This window comes from Anoxybacillus sp. B2M1, from assembly GCF_001634265.1.
GTDB lineage: Bacteria > Bacillota > Bacilli > Bacillales > Anoxybacillaceae > Anoxybacteroides > Anoxybacteroides rupiense.
In genome coordinates, this window is the sequence record NZ_CP015435.1 from 1,098,278 (window position 1) to 1,114,637 (window position 16,360).

The 16,360-nt window shown below is 38.4% G+C and carries 17 protein-coding genes and 1 pseudogene; 3 read left to right on the forward strand and 15 right to left on the reverse strand.

What is annotated here, in order from left to right:
* Window positions 1–63: 63 nt before the first annotated feature.
* Window positions 64–243 (forward strand): aspartyl-phosphate phosphatase Spo0E family protein, encoded by a 180-nt coding sequence (locus GFC28_RS05255; RefSeq protein WP_044745272.1) that lies wholly within the window; start codon window positions 64–66, stop codon window positions 241–243.
* A gap of 212 nt (window positions 244–455) precedes the next feature.
* Here the strand turns inward: GFC28_RS05255 and GFC28_RS05260 are convergent, their stop codons facing one another.
* From GFC28_RS05260 to yneA, 6 genes are all read right to left on the reverse strand, one after another.
* Window positions 456–668 (reverse strand): YneF family protein, encoded by a 213-nt coding sequence (locus tag GFC28_RS05260; protein WP_044745273.1) that lies wholly within the window; start codon window positions 666–668, stop codon window positions 456–458.
* A gap of 512 nt (window positions 669–1,180) precedes the next feature.
* Window positions 1,181–1,615 carry a sporulation inhibitor of replication protein SirA gene (gene sirA, locus GFC28_RS05265; RefSeq protein ID WP_044745274.1) on the reverse strand — a complete coding sequence of 145 codons (435 nt, stop codon included), beginning with the start codon at window positions 1,613–1,615 and terminating at the stop codon, window positions 1,181–1,183.
* 154 nt (window positions 1,616–1,769) lie between these two features.
* Complete coding sequence (gene tkt, locus GFC28_RS05270) at window positions 1,770–3,776, reverse strand: transketolase (RefSeq protein WP_044745275.1); 2,007 nt, start codon at window positions 3,774–3,776, stop codon at window positions 1,770–1,772.
* 123 nt (window positions 3,777–3,899) lie between these two features.
* Window positions 3,900–4,130: a DUF896 domain-containing protein gene (locus GFC28_RS05275; protein ID WP_044745276.1), complete on the reverse strand. Its 231-nt coding sequence runs from the start codon at window positions 4,128–4,130 to the stop codon at window positions 3,900–3,902.
* Between the two features lie 67 nt (window positions 4,131–4,197).
* Window positions 4,198–4,848, reverse strand: a complete 651-nt coding sequence (locus GFC28_RS05280) for a YneB family resolvase-like protein (RefSeq protein ID WP_044745277.1) — start codon at window positions 4,846–4,848, stop codon at window positions 4,198–4,200.
* 16 nt (window positions 4,849–4,864) lie between these two features.
* Window positions 4,865–5,164 carry a cell division suppressor protein YneA gene (gene yneA, locus GFC28_RS05285; protein WP_044745278.1) on the reverse strand — a complete coding sequence of 100 codons (300 nt, stop codon included), beginning with the start codon at window positions 5,162–5,164 and terminating at the stop codon, window positions 4,865–4,867.
* Window positions 5,165–5,312: 148 nt separating this feature from the next.
* Between yneA and lexA the strand changes: the two genes are divergently transcribed.
* Complete coding sequence (lexA, locus tag GFC28_RS05290; protein ID WP_044745279.1) at window positions 5,313–5,936, forward strand: transcriptional repressor LexA; 624 nt, start codon at window positions 5,313–5,315, stop codon at window positions 5,934–5,936.
* A gap of 1,038 nt (window positions 5,937–6,974) precedes the next feature.
* On the opposite strand, the gene GFC28_RS05295 is transcribed toward lexA, so the two are convergent.
* The 9 genes from GFC28_RS05295 to GFC28_RS20230 form a co-directional block, all read right to left on the reverse strand.
* Entirely contained in the window at window positions 6,975–7,337 is a 363-nt protein-coding gene (locus tag GFC28_RS05295; RefSeq protein WP_044745280.1) for an NAD(P)/FAD-dependent oxidoreductase, read from the reverse strand.
* 449 nt (window positions 7,338–7,786) lie between these two features.
* On the reverse strand, window positions 7,787–8,365 hold the full coding sequence (locus tag GFC28_RS05300) for a DUF6944 family repetitive protein (protein WP_044745281.1): 579 nt from the start codon (window positions 8,363–8,365) through the stop codon (window positions 7,787–7,789).
* Between the two features lie 2,031 nt (window positions 8,366–10,396).
* Window positions 10,397–10,774, reverse strand: coding sequence for a hypothetical protein (locus GFC28_RS05310; RefSeq protein ID WP_044745282.1), 378 nt, complete (start codon window positions 10,772–10,774; stop codon window positions 10,397–10,399).
* Between the two features lie 249 nt (window positions 10,775–11,023).
* A complete protein-coding gene (locus GFC28_RS05315; RefSeq protein WP_044745283.1) occupies window positions 11,024–11,395 on the reverse strand; it encodes a hypothetical protein in 372 nt (123 codons plus the stop codon).
* Window positions 11,396–12,252: 857 nt separating this feature from the next.
* Window positions 12,253–12,531, reverse strand: coding sequence for a glucosaminidase domain-containing protein (locus GFC28_RS05325; protein WP_044745285.1), 279 nt, complete (start codon window positions 12,529–12,531; stop codon window positions 12,253–12,255).
* A 71-nt stretch (window positions 12,532–12,602) separates the two neighbouring features.
* Window positions 12,603–13,094, reverse strand: a complete 492-nt coding sequence (locus tag GFC28_RS05330; protein ID WP_066329397.1) for a hypothetical protein — start codon at window positions 13,092–13,094, stop codon at window positions 12,603–12,605.
* 182 nt (window positions 13,095–13,276) lie between these two features.
* Window positions 13,277–13,705, reverse strand: a complete 429-nt coding sequence (locus GFC28_RS05335; RefSeq protein WP_221211951.1) for a DUF6173 family protein — start codon at window positions 13,703–13,705, stop codon at window positions 13,277–13,279.
* Between the two features lie 120 nt (window positions 13,706–13,825).
* On the reverse strand, window positions 13,826–14,269 hold the full coding sequence (locus GFC28_RS05340; protein WP_044745287.1) for an ASCH domain-containing protein: 444 nt from the start codon (window positions 14,267–14,269) through the stop codon (window positions 13,826–13,828).
* A gap of 441 nt (window positions 14,270–14,710) precedes the next feature.
* Window positions 14,711–15,499, reverse strand: a complete 789-nt coding sequence (locus tag GFC28_RS20230; protein WP_052661011.1) for a M23 family metallopeptidase — start codon at window positions 15,497–15,499, stop codon at window positions 14,711–14,713.
* Window positions 15,500–15,784: 285 nt separating this feature from the next.
* Between GFC28_RS20230 and GFC28_RS18725 the strand changes: the two are divergent.
* Window positions 15,785–16,358 (forward strand): annotated as a pseudogene (locus GFC28_RS18725) (transposase).
* Window positions 16,359–16,360 lie beyond the last annotated feature (2 nt).

Below are 16,360 nucleotides of genomic sequence, written 5' to 3' on the forward strand. Positions count from 1 at the left end.
TAATTGCCAGAATAGTATACAATACCTATATAACTTTGTACAACAGAAAGGACTTGTTCTCCCGTGTCAAAACAAGAGATGCTTCGGCTCATTGAAAAGAAAAGAAATGAACTGATTGAAATGGTTGCCAAAAGTGGATTAAACGCAGCGATTACCATTCAAATCAGCCAAGAATTGGACTTGCTTTTGAACCAATATAATGAATACGTATACAAGAAACAGAAACGCCTCTCTTCTCAGTAAAAAAAACGATGAGGCGTTTTCTCACTATGAAACATTCCGTTTGTTGCAGAGTAACGGACCACTTGTATAGACAAGCTTTCGTTCGCTGCGCTACTAACGACGTTCAGGCGTCTCCCCTTCTTAAAAGCTCATTCGATCTAACTCCTGCTTTGTTAGCTTTTACACCGTTTAGCGCAAATAAAAAGACACTCCGCGGAGTGCCTGTCCCATGTTTATTTAAGCTGGTTGTTCATCGCTTTCATCATTTGGTTGATTTTCTTTTGCGACGGTGTCATTCCCATCTGCATCATCATCATTCGAATCATTTGCTCATTAATTGGCGGGTTTTTCTTTAAATAGTTCATCATCGTTTTACGGGCAATGAAAAATCCTAGCGCTGTTCCAGCGATAAGCGCTAGAATGCCAACGAGAATCGTTGTCCACATACTGCTTTTTCCTCCTTCATGTTGTCTATCTAACAGTGTACTAAACAATGAGCTATTATACAATATTTTCCCTTAAAAATCTTTTATTCACGCACAATTCCGTCGATCAGAAAGAACAATAAATACAGTTTGCTACAGAAGAGCAGATCAAGAAGACGATCTTGATCGAACTGAGTGAATCTTCCAATTTTTTCACGCTGGAGCGTGATCGATATAAGTCACCAACTTATCTCCTACCGTCGAAAAAATGGGAATCTGCTTTTGACTATATATGTTCCATCTTTTCACTGAATCTCTATCATTGGTAAATGGATCGAAGGCTAAATGAATCACTGCTGGTGCATCAACATTGGTCCACAAGTGGACGACGCTCGATCACGCGAATACGAACGAAAAGCAAGTCCAAAGACTTGCCTTCCTATTGCCAGTCCATGTGATTTTTTCTCCCAAGATCCAACGCCCTTTTTTCACATAGACACGCTATCCCAAATCATTATTTTTATTTCCATCTTTTAGGCAAATTTTCTGTTTTCTAATTCTGCTTTGAGCCATTGATAGTGGCTAAACTCGCTGTCAATCGCTAGAAAAGCGGATGATATCATAGCTAATGACTGGAAAATACGATTGGTTAAATCATAGCAATCGCTAATGAGGAGTAAGCGGCGCTTTTGGACAATGACAAGTGCCTCTTCATTCGTTTGATCATGTTTAAACATTAGCATATTTCGTTCCAAGTTTCTCTCAACTTGTCCAGAAAAATGCTCTTTTATTCCTAACTCTACACGTGAAAACGAAATGCGTTCTGTAATAAATTCAACTTGTTTATGGCAAACACTTTTAAAAGGGGCCTTTTGATATTCCCGAAGCAGCTCGACGATTTTTTCTGGACGATGATAGTAATCTTTCACTACATCGTCTCGAAACAAATAAATCCAATAGCGCGTCACATTTCGTCCTCCATTCTTTTCTTCTTTTTACCTATTATAGAAAAACAGAAGAGAGAAACGTGTCTATTGGCGCAAAAATTCTTCACTATTTTTGTCGAAACAAAAGAAAAAGCTACCTTTCGCTAATAAAAGGCAGCTTTTTCACCTTACTTCATTATGGATGCAAAAGCTTCTTCACGCGCTCGATTACATGCTCCACTGTGAACCCATACTCTTTCATAATCTGTTCGCCTGGAGCAGAAGCGCCGAAGCGATCGATTGCTAAAATGTCTCCTTCATCTCCCGTATAGCGCTCCCACCCGAATGAAGCCGCCATTTCAATCGCTAGACGCTTTTTCAAAGCAGACGGCAAAACTTGCTCTTTATATTCTTCCGGCTGCTGTTCAAAACGATCCCAAGATGGCATGCTAATAACCGAAACATAAATACCCTCAGAAGCCAACGCTTTTTGCGCTTCAACAGCTAAACTCACTTCTGAACCGGAAGCAAGCAACAAGGCCTGCGGTTCTCCATTCGTTGCTTCTGATACGACATATGCACCTTTTTTCACCCCTTCATATGCGCGCTCTGCCGTGGTTGCAAGCGTCGGGAGGTTTTGTCTTGTCAACACAAGCGCTGTTGGGCGATCCGTTGATTCCAGTGCTAAGCGCCAGGCGGCCGCGGTTTCGTTCGCATCTGCTGGGCGAATTAACGATAAATTCGGCATTGCCCGCAATGAAGGAAGCTGCTCAATCGGCTCATGAGTCGGTCCGTCTTCACCGACCGCAATACTGTCGTGCGTAAACACATAGGTGACTGGTAAGCCCATTAATGCAGCAAGACGGATAGCTGGACGCAAATAATCAGAAAACACAAAGAATGTACCGCCAAATACTTTTACTCCCCCATGAAGCGCCATTCCATTCAATGCCGCTCCCATGGCAAATTCACGAACCCCGAACCAAATGTTTCGCCCTTCATAGCTTTCCGGCATAAAGTTGCCTGTTCCTTTAATCAGCGTTTTATTCGATCCCGCAAGATCCGCAGAACCGCCAATAAACTGTGGAACAGCTTTCGCAATCGCATTTAACACCTCTCCTGAGGATGCGCGTGTAGCTATGTTCTTGCCTTCTGGGTAAACAGGCAGCTGCTCTTCCCATCCTTCAGGGAGCTGCTCATCGATCGCCAGCTTCAATTGGTTCGCTAAATCTGGATACGCTTTTTGGTAAGCGGCAAGCAATTCATTCCACTCCGCTTCTTTTTGTGCTCCCGCTTCTTGAACAACTTGACGGAAGTGGGCATATACTTCTTCCGGTACATAAAAATCTTCGGCAAACGTCCATTTATAAGCCTCTTTTGTTAGTTTTAGCTCATCTGCGCCAAGCGGAGCGCCGTGAACATCAGAAGTGCCCGCCTTATTTGGCGATCCATAGCCGATTGTCGTTTTCACTTCAATGAGCGTTGGGCGATTGACATCTGCTCTTGCTGCTTCAAGTGCTTTCGCCACTTCCTCGATATCGTTTCCATCCTCAACGCGCAAATATTGCCATCCATATGCCTCAAAGCGCTGTGCGACATTTTCCGAGAAGGAAAGCTGCAGCTCTCCATCGAGCGAAATGTCATTCGAATCATAAAGAACGATGAGACGGCCAAGTTTCAAATGACCAGCTAATGAAGCTGCTTCAGAGGCAACCCCTTCCATCAAGTCTCCATCGCCGCAAATGGCATATGTGTAATGGTTAATAATCTCAAAATGATCTCGATTGTATGTAGTCGCTAAATGACGTTCTGCCATTGCCATACCGACAGCCATCGCAATCCCTTGACCAAGCGGACCTGTTGTTGCTTCTACTCCAGGTGTATGACCGTACTCTGGATGTCCGGGTGTTTTGCTCCCCCATTGGCGAAACTGTTTGATATCTTCCATTGATACGTCATAGCCACTTAAATGAAGCAAGCTATATAAAAGCATAGAGCCATGACCCGCAGATAGCACAAAACGGTCGCGGTTAAACCATTTTGGATTGCTTGGATTATGATTCATGAATTTGGTCCAAAGCGTATAGGCCATCGGCGCAGCGCCCATCGGCATGCCTGGATGCCCGGAATTCGCTTTTTCAATTGCATCAATCGACAACGTTCGGATTGTCGTGATGGCCAATTGATCAATCGTTTGTGCCATTTTTTGCTCATCCTTTCGTTTCGTAGCGTTTTATCCATTTCTATCATATAGAAAGTAAGAAAAAATGTACAACGTTTCTTCAAAAAATCAAGAATCTTTGACTGATGAGAATGCTTCCTTCTCTTAATGCAACCGATTTTTTTGACTTTCCTTCAATTTTTTGGGCGTCACATCTTTTCCATTTGGATCAATAATTTTTACAGAATGCAGAGTATCCGTTACCGCTTGGCGAAATGCTTGAAGATACTCCTTGCGAAGCTGCTCTTGCTCTTTTTTCTCCGCTTCTGTCAACCCGCTTGTCTTTGCCTTTTTCGCTAATTCATTAATGCGAGCGATTTTTTGTTTTGAGATCATCGTTTCATTCCACCTATTTCGAAAAATATTATGCCCCCATCTTACTAGAGAAATGGATCCTTGACAACTATGTTGACTGACTTTTCCGCTCATATTCCTGATAGCGGCGATGGACAGTCGCTTTCGACACATCATATCCAAATCCGCGCAAAGTCGCCGCAATTTCAGCAAAGGTCAGTCCGTTCCTGCGCAGACGGATAATCTCTTCAATTGGTAGCTCAAGGCGATCTCTTCCGGCATGTTCACCTATATTTTTCAAATTTCGTTCTGGCCGATATCCACGTTCAACGGCTTTTTGCATCCCGCGCTTGATTTTTAAGTTATGTATTTTGCGCTGATACTCCTCTACGATGCTGAGGATACTTAGTACCATGGAATCAGCTTCTGATAGCTGTAGTTCTCCATGATGGCACACCGTATACAGCTTGGCTCCTTCTTTTTGAATACAATGCAATAAGGCAATTCTTGCATTTCCTCGTCCAAGCCTCGTTTCATCTTGGATGAGAACGGCTTCGATTTTATCCTCTTTCAGCGCTTCTAAAAGCTCCAGTATCCCGTCTCGCTCAATCTCATAACCGCTTGCCCGCTCTTCAATGACCTTAACGACTTGAAAACGATATGTTTCGGCGAGCTGCTCAAGCTCCTCCTTCTGCCGTTGCAGTGATGTTTCTTGTTCCTCTTTGTTTGTGCTCACCCGACAATAAATAATCGCTTTCATTCCATCATCTCCATTATTATTTACTGACGACTAGCTTCTTTTCTGCCTTTGATTTTAACACGGGAATCACTAGCTTTTCACCCGCAGCAATTTTTTCATTTGGCAAATGGTTTACATTCATTACCCATTCAATAAATTCTTTCGTTGAAAGCTGATGTGAAGATCTGTATTCATTGGCTATTCCCCAAAGCGTATCTCCGGATTCTACCGTAATTTTTAAATATTTCTCCTTTTGAATCGGATGGCTCGCATACACGAAACCCGATAGTAGCATAAACACCAAGCATGAAAACACGAGATAATGAGTAACTTTCATCTTCTCCCACCTCTTAGAATGTTTGTTCGCTTTTTTACCTATTATATTAAGAACATTCGTTTGCGTCAACCATTTTCTCGAACTTATGTTTGTTTTTTTGTTCTCCTCGTGTTATAATAAAAAAAACGATGGGTAAGAGGTGTGAAACATGACCAAACTGTCGAAACGCCAACAGCAAATTCTCGATTTCATCAAAAAAGAAGTAAAAACTAAAGGGTATCCTCCTTCCGTTCGTGAGATTGGCGAAGCGGTTGGACTTGCCTCTAGCTCAACGGTGCATGGACATTTAGCTCGGCTTGAAAGCAAAGGATACATCCGCCGTGATCCAACTAAACCTCGCGCGATTGAAATATTAGATCCGGATTTTGCCTCATTCATGCGGCCGAGCAATGTGATCAATGTTCCGGTCATCGGAAAGGTAACGGCAGGGCAACCAATAACCGCTATCGAAAATGTGGAGGACTATTTTCCGCTCCCAGAACGCTTCGTTTCTGCAGAGGACCATGTTTTTATGCTTGAAATAATGGGCGATAGTATGATTGAGGCAGGCATTTTAGACGGAGATTTTGTCATTGTTCGTCAGCAGCAGTCAGCTAATAACGGAGATATTGTCGTTGCTATGACGGAAGAAAACGAAGCAACCGTCAAGCGCTTTTTTAAAGAACAAGGCCACATTCGCCTACAGCCAGAAAACCCTCATATGGAGCCTATTATCGTCAACGATGTTACGATTCTCGGGAAAGTGATCGGCGTATATCGCATGATTCAATAACAAACAAGGGTAGATAAAGTGAAATTCACCTTATCTACCCTTGTTTTAAGTAGCGATCATTATTCGATCATTGTTAAAATCCGCTAGGTTCTCTTATTTGTCTATATGGATGGAAGCGACATCATTTTGTGCAATTCATTTGAGCGGTACATTTTTGCCCATTTTAAGACGGATGCTGCATAAAGACAGGAACGAACAGCAAATCATTTCTCTACATCATAATCCGTATCGTTCTTGACAGATAAAATGATAGTGACTAACGTTGTAACTGTAGAGACTACAGCTGCTATGACCGAGGCAAGTCACGGACTTGTCTCGAACCGGCGAAAAACAAATTCTGCTTTTGAATGGGGCGTCTATTCCATCTTTTCGTTGGATTTCGATCATTCGCAAATGGACCCAATGCCGAAACCATTCAGCACTTATATACAGGATGAATCGTAATTCCTTTAAACCTCATCGAACTTCTTTCCTAGTTTTTCTCTTTAAATGAGACTATTCCCTTAGGGTATATGGCTAATAATCTAAATTCAAGGAAAGCATTTCTTTTTCTTGTTCTTTTTTGATTCCTCATCACCATAATCATGCGAATCCATATCTCTGCATATCATTTACATAACATCAAAAAAGGAGGGCATCAGGCCATGTTATCTATTGAATTTTTCGCATGGACACTATCTGCTATCTTAGGAATCGGATTTATTATTTCTCTTATAGCTGTATCCAGAAAACCGAAAAACATGACTGAGATGGAGCGACAAAGGCCTGAACCCAAGAACACAGAACCATAAAATAGAGTTTGTTCAGACCTTCATCGCGCGGATACATGACGAGAAGAAAGAGAAGGCAAGCCTGTGGACTTGCCTTCTAACCGTGGTACAGATACTATTGGTTCAATCGTTAAGTTTTATTTATATCGTGCTTTGCCGACAGGATGAAAACTACAGACCGAAATCAAGTCTATGAATCATCATCGCTTTTTTTCAGTAGAATGTCCTATTATTATTCTATTGTTTTGTTTCATTTCTTATTTTACCATCATTGATTTTTAAGTAATTGATCAATGTAGTTTTTTATCTCTTCTATCTTCTGATCGGTAACTTTTTTAATTTCTTCTGTTTTTTGATTTAAAGACTGTTGATAATCTTGATTGAGCTTTTCATTTAAGTATTTTTTAGTTTCATCTTGCAATCGCTGGATTTCAGACTGTGTTACATTGGATAGATCATTTTTTATTTTCATGTCTTTTTCTGACAAGTATTGATTGATTTCTTGCTGGTACTCTTTTTTCGCTGCTTCCGCTGCATCGCTCATATGGTAGACTACCGCACCACTAAGTCCACCACTAACAAAAAACAAAACGATTGTTATAAACAAAACTCTAAGAGGTATCTTTTTCATATAAATCAACCTCCTTTTTTTTATTATCTCATATTCCGCGCTCATTTTTTAGTGTTTTATCCGAATATTCATTATTTTTTATGATCGTACTATCTGTGTAATTTTCTTCCTATGATGTTTTGCTGTGCATTAAGAAAAGCACCTTCTTCTCCAAAGCTGAATCTCATGGAGTGTCTTTGGAAATGGTGAAAAGCACCGTCAGCCGTTGCCAATCATTTTCACAATGACGTACACAAAGCTATTGATTAGCCAGTCGATAGCTTCATTCTTAAAGTATATTGAATGTCGCAATGACGATGTTTTACAGCTGTATCGCTTGAGAAATCGAATGATAAGTTCATTTGATTTCGTAAACAATCATCAAACTTCATAGTCATCACCCCAATGAATAAAATAAAAAGCATCCAATTATTTGGATGCCTAACATATAAAATTACAACTAAAAAATCTTATTCATTAATGTTAAGATGTATTTCCTCAGATTCCTCCTGGATTTGTCCAATAAGGGATAGAACAGAACCTGTAGCTTGTATCCAACTTCCTGCAACTCCAATCAGGTCTGACTCTGAGTTATTTTCATTCAATGACTGAATGCCACTTATGGCCTGCAAGGAATTCCCGATGCCTTGCAACAGACTTCCAGAGATATTCTCTAATCTCCCGTCTTCTGTACGATCAAAAAATTCATCAGAAAGACCTACGAAACTCCCTAATGCTTGCATCCACAGCCCAGTAATCATAAGCTTTTGTTCGATTTTTTCACCCCAAGCGTCACCCACCAGCATTCCTGTAATAACGGTTGAGTTCCCTGTGGCTTGGATTTCATTCCCCATTTTTTCAAACGAAGCCGTACCTTGTCCGTCAGCAGATAATGCACTTCCTAAAGCCTGTAACACATTACCTACTAGCCGCAATTGATAACCTAGATTTTTGTTCAAATGAAATTGAGGAGTATTGCCGATGGCTGCTTGTATAGTCCCGATTGCCGAAAGAGAATATCCGACTATTTCCTTCCACTGCTTATTCATTTGCTATCTAATCCAACTCCTATTGATACAATTATTGTATTCTGATTCTGCTATTTGGTTCATTTAGTAAAAGAAAAAACGCCCCCCAAACGGGTGACGCAATTCAGACAACCTACTCACTGATTAGGTAGCACTTACACGACAAAAAACAACGAAAAAGCATTTATATGTATCATCAATTTTTGTGGGCGCTCTTTATCAATGATTAAATTGATTGCTTTTATCCACAATATAAAAACCCCTCAACGCGTAGAGGATCGAGGGATTGGAGGGATTAATAAAGGATCATGTATTGATCGCGTTCCCACGGATGGACCTCTGTGCGGAATATAAGTTATAGCAGTAAAGCAAATTCAAATTAGAGTGATAATCGCATTATATCAACGATTTTAAAAAATAACACTTCAAAATGAATCGACATTTATTAACTAAAATCGGACAATTATCGGGCGGATTGGGGCTATGCCCCTTTCTTCCCTCACACCCTCTGGTTCAACTATATACCCTATACACTTTTTGCCTATGCTTTTCTCCCTTCTTCCTCACAGCGTCATTGAACTCGAAAATTTTTTATTACGTATGTTATAATCCAAAAAACACACGGAGTATACACAAACAAAAATAAATTATAGACGATTTCTGAATCCCTCATATCCATTATTTTATCTACCCCAAACCTGATTCCCCAATATATGATTACGATAATAAAATAGACGATGGCATGGAGGACAAATGATATAGCAAGCTTGATTTGTTCTTTGTAATGCATAGTCTATAAATAAAGAGAGCGGTATACCGAATAAAACAACTAACGGAAGTATGTACACTATAGAATAGAGCAGGGAACTGACAAGAACTTTTAATAGTCCTTCTAAAATATTTAATTCCTTTGATACCGTTACACCTTTGGACTCAATTACATAATATAAAGAGCCTGAATTAATTGAAGTTAGTATACCTGATACCACTTTTATCTTTATATCCCTAAACAATGAAATCCTCCTTATCTTACAGTTTAGTAGTGATATTTTACCATTAAAATTTGACTAATTCGCATGAAGAAGGATATAAATTCAGGAAACTACTTTGGGCCGTTCTCCATAGCTTAAAGAATCAGCGGCCATGCCAGAAAAACAAAGTCTAAATCCTCTTTCTCTAAGGTGTCTGATTGCTGCAAGCGTTATGTGATGACTTTTAAAGTTGTTTTACCTCTCATTTGTTTGAACGCTTCCGAAATTCTGCTTTCAATTTCTTTGGGATCGATATTTACTTTTGAAATGACCTTCCTCATTACTAACCCCCTCTCATCTCTTTTTACCTACACATTACCTTATATAGAACACTTGATTAAAAAATAACCCCCACACCAAGCAGGGAAGGCAGATTCAACAAACTACTTAATTATAGGGGCGGTATTTTTTCCGAAGTTCTTTCAATTCCTTTTCAAGTTGTCCAATATCACTCCGAAAAATAACTTATCTTCTTCGGAACGATTCTTCCTGATTCTATAAGTTGGCTTAAACGTTGATAAGTCACACCCAATATTTCCAAAGTTTCAGCAACTCCGAGGACTTCACTTTTTATGAAGCCCTCGACTTCTTTTCGATTTTTGAACATTCCATCATTTATCTCCCTTGAAATTCATCTTGTATTTGATTGGAATTAAGATAAGCCAGAGCGCTATAATCACCAATATGATCCATCTCAAAACGGTCATTTCTTCAAAAAAAAGATTATCTTTATCAACAATAGAGAACAAGAAGTGAACAAAATAACAGAGAAAGCCCCCTTCCAACGAGGACGAGAGGATTGATAGTAGCATTTCTGATGGATGACGGTGTTGATGATGTCGAGAAATACTTTTTCGTCAGGCTGAACCGGATTGGAACACAAGGGACAACGCAGTCGGCCGACACGAACATGGAATCACCTCCTCGATAGGTAAGATACAACCCCTGATTATTGAAAAAACAATAAAAAAAGAAGGCGTTCATGCATGACGAAATGAACGCCTTTTCCAGTTTTTCTTGATTATAATCCGTAAGCTTTATATCCTAAACTTTGATTGATGTTTCGATTAATTCGTTGTACAACAGGTGATTTTTGATGCCCATTTGGATCTAGTATTCCTAATTCACCAGCTCTTTTTAATGCTTGAATAAGAAGTTCACTGTTTCCGTTACTGCGAAGTCGACGTTCTTCTTCTGCTGACATGTGTATCACATTATCTGGATTAATGGGTTCCGTTGCATTTTCCATCATATCTCTAAAACCTTTGCCATCTAAAATAATCAAATTATCTTTTTCCTCTAATACATGTCCCTTATATCCATAAAGAGATCGAAGCATCCAAAGTTGACGATTAGAATTAAAATTTGCCATCTGTTCTTGGTTTAATCCACTCAACATTATTCTCACTCCTTTTCTATTTTATTGATGTGGAATGTTAATAAAAGCGGTCATAGTATTCCAAGGATAATTCATTGAAGTAGATTGACAACGATATTCAACAGAAGAAGCACTAGGGATTTTCACATTAGAATCAAAATATACAACATGGTAAAAACCATCTACAATCGTATCACCTTCAAAATCAATAGTTGATGTTTCTATAAGATAAGTTGGATCGTTATAAGTTATTTGTTCTGCACCTAACCATTAGAAACAATGCCCATATCCTATTTCTACAACTCCAACTCCAGTGATTCCTCTAACAGGTGCAGAGGTTAATTCATTATTAATATATTGGATTTGTGGCGTTGTAGTTTCAAGATCCCATCCTACTTGATCAATATATAATGCTGTAACCGGTGGCGCAGATCCTGTTATTGAATTTGTTGTAGCCATCTCTTTACGAATTTCAGAGACTTCTTCTTGGGTTACAGGATTTATTACCCAATCAGGATGTTCTTTTTTGAGATTTTCAATAAAAATAGAAGAGTTTTCTCCAATTGGAGTTGCTGCTTCAGTAGTATTAACAACTACCAAGCTCAAACATAAAGTAAAGAATGCCAGTATAAATTTTTTCATCTTTTACTCTTCCTTCTTTTTTAAGAAATAAAGTGGAATAAACTCCTATACTATTTATCGACTTCATTATGAAAATTTTTATAATTTTAACCAAAAAATTCCCCGATTGCAGAATATAAAAACAAGAACAAATGTACGGTTCTATACAAAAAAACTGTCAAACAGCAAGGAACGGCTTCAATCCCTCATAGGTAAGATAAAAACATCCGAGTGATCGGGTGCTTTTTTATTTGGAGGAGGAAGCTTCAATCCCTCATAGGTAAGATAAAAACAGTGTTTGGTTTGTTGCCATACGTGTAGACCCCCTGCTTCAATCCCTCATAGGTAAGATAAAAACGCGAATACGCCGCCAAATTCCTTCATCATCGCCTTTGAGCTTCAATCCCTCATAGGTAAGATAAAAACGAAATCAAAGCGGAAAGTACCGTATATCCCGAAGACGCGCTTCAATCCCTCATAGGTAAGATAAAAACCCCAACATCCATGATTCAATCAGCATTTGGAAAATGGATACAATGCTATTATAAACTTATCTAAAAACTCTAGCAACCTCTTCTTTCCTTTACCATTGCAGGATTGTTGACTAATAAGAAAATGTCGTCGATCCCCCGGGATTTTTGCACGATTGGAGGTCGACGACATTTTACACGTAACTTTTGGCCGATCAAAATCAGATCAGGATTTTTAACTTTATTTAATTGTACCAACTGTTGCACGGTTGTTCCGTACTTCTTTGCAATTTTAGTCAGGGTGTCGTCCTTCTTGACGACGTAATACTCAGCTTTTTCTGTTTTAACAGGCATTTTTAAAATTTGTCCGGCTAGAATTAAGTTAGTCGATTTATATTTATTCCGATCCTAAAAAACACTATATTGTATAGAGCTTCGCCAAGTCTTCTTCCAGAATGCTGCGTCTGTCTGATATGCTTTGCCTCCTTGATACTCCGCTGTTTTCATCGTGATCGATTGTCCATTATATGTGCCCTTTATCCCGAACAAATTCTTTCCCTTTTGAGCTAGTCCACTTTGGCCAAACTTGCTTTCTAAACAGGCTTGCGCGATCACGAGCGATGCAAGGATGTTGTATTTTTCTTGAATTCTTTGTGCATACGACGCGATTTCCTGAATGAACTCCATTCGATCATCTCCTTTTGCAAAAATAAAAAACGCATTTTAAAAATGCGTTTTTAAAGAAAGGTATTTACAGATCATTCATCGACAAAGTGCGTCGTGTTAAAATAGACGTCCAGATCATGTATCGTTTGATGAATTTCATTAAAAATCGGATCGCCTTTTTTCGCCTTACTTTGAATGGCTTGATCCACTAATTTAATTGCTCTATCTAATTCAGCTTTCTTTTCTCCATTGTTATCGTATTTAATTTCACTTAAATTCTTTTTCATTTCGTTTAAAATAGACTTATAATCCTCAGCACTAAGAGGCTTTCCGCCGTTGTTGACTTTGGATTTGTCTACAAAAATAGACGCATTCAGATGAGCAAAATAAAGATTGAAATTAGACTCATATTTAGGATAAGTATTGGGATCCACGCCCCGTTGTAATACTTCTGGCTTTATAGCTTCCATTTGACTTTTAGGTTCAGATTCCGTATTTTTAGCAGGTGTCTTATTGAGTACGAAAAATCCGCTTCCTAAGACCACAATCAGCAGTAATCCAAAAACCACAAAAAGTTTTCTCAACGGCAGACCCCTCTTTATAATATGAATTTTATTAGTTTTACATACTATAGCAAATTTCATATTTTACCTCAATGAAAAATAAAGGACACCAAAAAACGGCGCACTCTATATCTTCCCGCTGTCTTTCCACTCAAGTAGAATTTTTTTACAGGTGTTTGATGTTTGAAATCCCCTGATATATGTTACTCATTTTCATCTAAGTTAAATCCAATGCGTCTTGGTGGACCACTTTCATCCATTTTTGGCAATGCCATTAACAAAAAGTTTATTTGTGATACATGCTGTATTAGCTCTACACGCGCGCCATTCTGTAATCTGCCTTGAAACGTGATTAGACTAGGATTACAATAACCTATACTTTCAATATGAAATTGCAATGTTTGCCCAAATGAAACCAGTCTTATCCCAACTTCATGTTCTTCGTCTAAATCTCCTTCAAAATCATTAATCATTTCGATTAATCTTTTATAGAACTCACTTGCTAAATTAGGGTTAGTAAGTGCAACGTCGGAAAAATTCAGCTTTGGTGGTTCAATAACGTTTTTCGAAAAACCAGCAGCCCGCGTTGAAAATCCGATTGATTTTGAGGATTCAAAAGCATCTTTTCTCATGCGTAATCCCCCCTTTGCCTACTTAATTCGACAAAGAGAGAGAGCTTCCTTCACACTCTAAATAAAAAGCACCCGATTATTCGGCTGCTTTAAATCAATTCCTTTTTTAAATTAACTTCTTTATTTTGGATACACTTTTTCAAACCGTTCACATACAACTAACATAGTTGGTGAAAATTCCATATCGTATTCTTTTAATGATTTGGTAAAAAACTTTTCGTGTGCATTCCACCAAGAACGATAATCACCTTCGCCTTCCGCTAAAGCAAATTCCTCTGTCACCTCATTCATCGGAACAACTTCAACGGATTGAATTTGAATGACTGCGACTGGCTCTTCCTGACCATTTAAAACAATATAATATTCACCAACTTTAGGTATAGCTTCTTTTTCTAACTCATAAAACACGAAACCGGAAGTTGTCGCAGTTTTCTTTCCTCTAACAACTAAATCGGCTAACCAATCAGCAGAAGCTCCAAATTGAAAGGCATCTTTATATTCAATCCCCTCCTGATGAGTTGCTATACAAAAATCATTCCAGAATTGTTGTACTCTATTATTCATCCATGATCCATCCTTTAACATAAAATTCTTTCTTTGATTTCACTCCTCCACGAAAGTTTAATTTGATGTTTTCGCAAAATAAAAAGCACCACAAGAGTTCTTTTTAAATTTATGATGACATGATATTCTCAATCTTCCCAAACACTCCATAAATATATCCGCATAGCAGGCAGTATACTTCATTCAGCCTTTTATCGCCTTTTTTATCTCTTCTCACACTATTGCTTGATACAATATTTTCAATCCCACCTGTACCACAACTAGGACATGCAGGTCGATCATTCCCATCCTCTCCATTTAGAATCATTCGATAACAAAAGATACATTCCTACATGATTGGATGATTAATTGTCGGCAAAAAACAACTTTTTATACCATTTATCTCAATTAGGTACCCATTTTTTATCAAATAAAAAAGCACCCCGAAGGATGCTTTATCGATTATGGATAAATACGTTTTAGTTCATCTAATCTCCATTTACTTGGAGTTTCATATTTGATATAACCATCCATTTTTGTAATCCAATGATCAGAGCCAACATTATATTGTCCACCATACAGATCATCATATCCATAAACTCGATAAACTTCTCCAGGATTTAAGACGCGAACAAAAGTCAGCTTATCATTAGCATCGCGTTTCCAAAGATTAATAGGTTTTAAGACTGTAATTCTACCAATCTGACCTTTTTTCATTAAGTCCCCATCCCAACATATAGGGGAAGTAGTTTCATCTGGTAATAAAGGAATTGGATCTGTTGAATTTGATTTTGAGCTATTCCATTCTGGATTGTGGATTTCAAAATGCAAGTGTTGGCCATCTGCATCTCCTGTGTCACCCATATATCCAATTTGCTGTCCAGGGGAAACCACATCTCCAGCTTTTACACTAAAACTTTTTAGATGAGCATAAACCGTTTCAGCTGTTCCACCACGATGTTTAATAAAGACAACATTTCCATAAGAACTAGAATAATAGGCCCTTGATACAATACCAGCATATGCGGCGTAAACAGGTACATCTCCTGATTTAGCAATATCTATACCATGGTGGAAACTACCATTTCTCCAGCCATAATATGATGATATTGTACCTTGGGTGGGCATTTTATAAGGTTGGCAAGTAAAATCATCAGCTTTTGCAGGCCTTTCATAAGGTGAGAAAAGAGTTAGTCCCAAAATACTGACTAAAGATAATGCTAAAATTTTTTTAAAAAAAGCTTTTTTCATATTATCCTCCTAATAAGTTTATTCATGTATACATTACTAAAACTATCAAATTTCTATAATTTTTGTCAACATATTACTATATTTTCCCTATTAAAATTTTATTTTGATCAACCACATAAAAAGAAAATACTTTCTATAATGTTGAATATTTCTAATAAATCTGATTAAAAAACGCCATCCAAGGGACTATAAAATATTTTGTGTAAATAGATAAATAGAAAAGGAAGACCTTTTCTTGTAGAATTGAGTTACCACACAACCACTCACAGAAAAGAGTCCTTCCCTATGAATCATTTTACAACAGATTTAGTTCAAGCTCTAGATCACGAAGCAAGACACAACAGAAATTTTCCGTATCCATCTGGAAAAAGCAATAAATCAGCTGCTGGAAACGGAGTTAACGGCCTTCCTCGATTACGAAAAGTATGATCGTGCAGGATTCCATTCAGGTAATTCTCGTAATGGGAACGATACATGTACACTCCATACGGAATACGGCGATTTACACCTCCACATTTCTCGCGATCGTAATGGAGATTTTAAGCAGCAGGCCGTATCTCCCTACAAACGATCTAACGACACGTTAGAATCTTTTGTTATTCACATATTCCAAAAAGGCGTAACCATGGCTGAAATCGCTGATCTGATCGAGAAAAACTCTACTAATCTTATTGAATCCTTTAACAAGCAGATCAAGAAATACACCAAGCGGAAAGAGCAATTTCCTCACGAAGAAGCACTAGAAAAGTTCTTAGTTTCACAGTTTGAAGACTACAACCAGCGCTTTGCCACACGCTGTCACATTGGCTTTGATCAAGCCCGCACAGAACTGCAAGCCATGTTTAAAAGCAACACGTAAGT

Bases quoted from the DNA above. Each gene is read 5' to 3' on its own strand.
- GFC28_RS20230 (WP_052661011.1), bottom strand. From the start codon at position 15,499: ATGAAAAAAGCTTTTTTTAAAAAAATTTTAGCATTATCTTTAGTCAGT.
- GFC28_RS05325 (WP_044745285.1), bottom strand. From the start codon at position 12,531: ATGGAGTTCATTCAGGAAATCGCGTCGTATGCACAAAGAATTCAAGAA.
- GFC28_RS05300 (WP_044745281.1), bottom strand. From the start codon at position 8,365: ATGAATAAGCAGTGGAAGGAAATAGTCGGATATTCTCTTTCGGCAATC.
- yneA (WP_044745278.1), bottom strand. From the start codon at position 5,164: ATGAAAGTTACTCATTATCTCGTGTTTTCATGCTTGGTGTTTATGCTA.
- GFC28_RS05260 (WP_044745273.1), bottom strand. From the start codon at position 668: ATGTGGACAACGATTCTCGTTGGCATTCTAGCGCTTATCGCTGGAACA.
- GFC28_RS05315 (WP_044745283.1), bottom strand. From the start codon at position 11,395: ATGAAAAAATTTATACTGGCATTCTTTACTTTATGTTTGAGCTTGGTA.
- GFC28_RS05295 (WP_044745280.1), bottom strand. From the start codon at position 7,337: ATGAAAAAGATACCTCTTAGAGTTTTGTTTATAACAATCGTTTTGTTT.
- lexA (WP_044745279.1), top strand. From the start codon at position 5,313: ATGACCAAACTGTCGAAACGCCAACAGCAAATTCTCGATTTCATCAAA.
- tkt (WP_044745275.1), bottom strand. From the start codon at position 3,776: ATGGCACAAACGATTGATCAATTGGCCATCACGACAATCCGAACGTTG.
- GFC28_RS05275 (WP_044745276.1), bottom strand. From the start codon at position 4,130: ATGATCTCAAAACAAAAAATCGCTCGCATTAATGAATTAGCGAAAAAG.
- GFC28_RS05310 (WP_044745282.1), bottom strand. From the start codon at position 10,774: ATGTTGAGTGGATTAAACCAAGAACAGATGGCAAATTTTAATTCTAAT.
- GFC28_RS05280 (WP_044745277.1), bottom strand. From the start codon at position 4,848: ATGAAAGCGATTATTTATTGTCGGGTGAGCACAAACAAAGAGGAACAA.
- GFC28_RS05335 (WP_221211951.1), bottom strand. From the start codon at position 13,705: ATGAGAAAAGATGCTTTTGAATCCTCAAAATCAATCGGATTTTCAACG.
- GFC28_RS05340 (WP_044745287.1), bottom strand. From the start codon at position 14,269: ATGAATAATAGAGTACAACAATTCTGGAATGATTTTTGTATAGCAACT.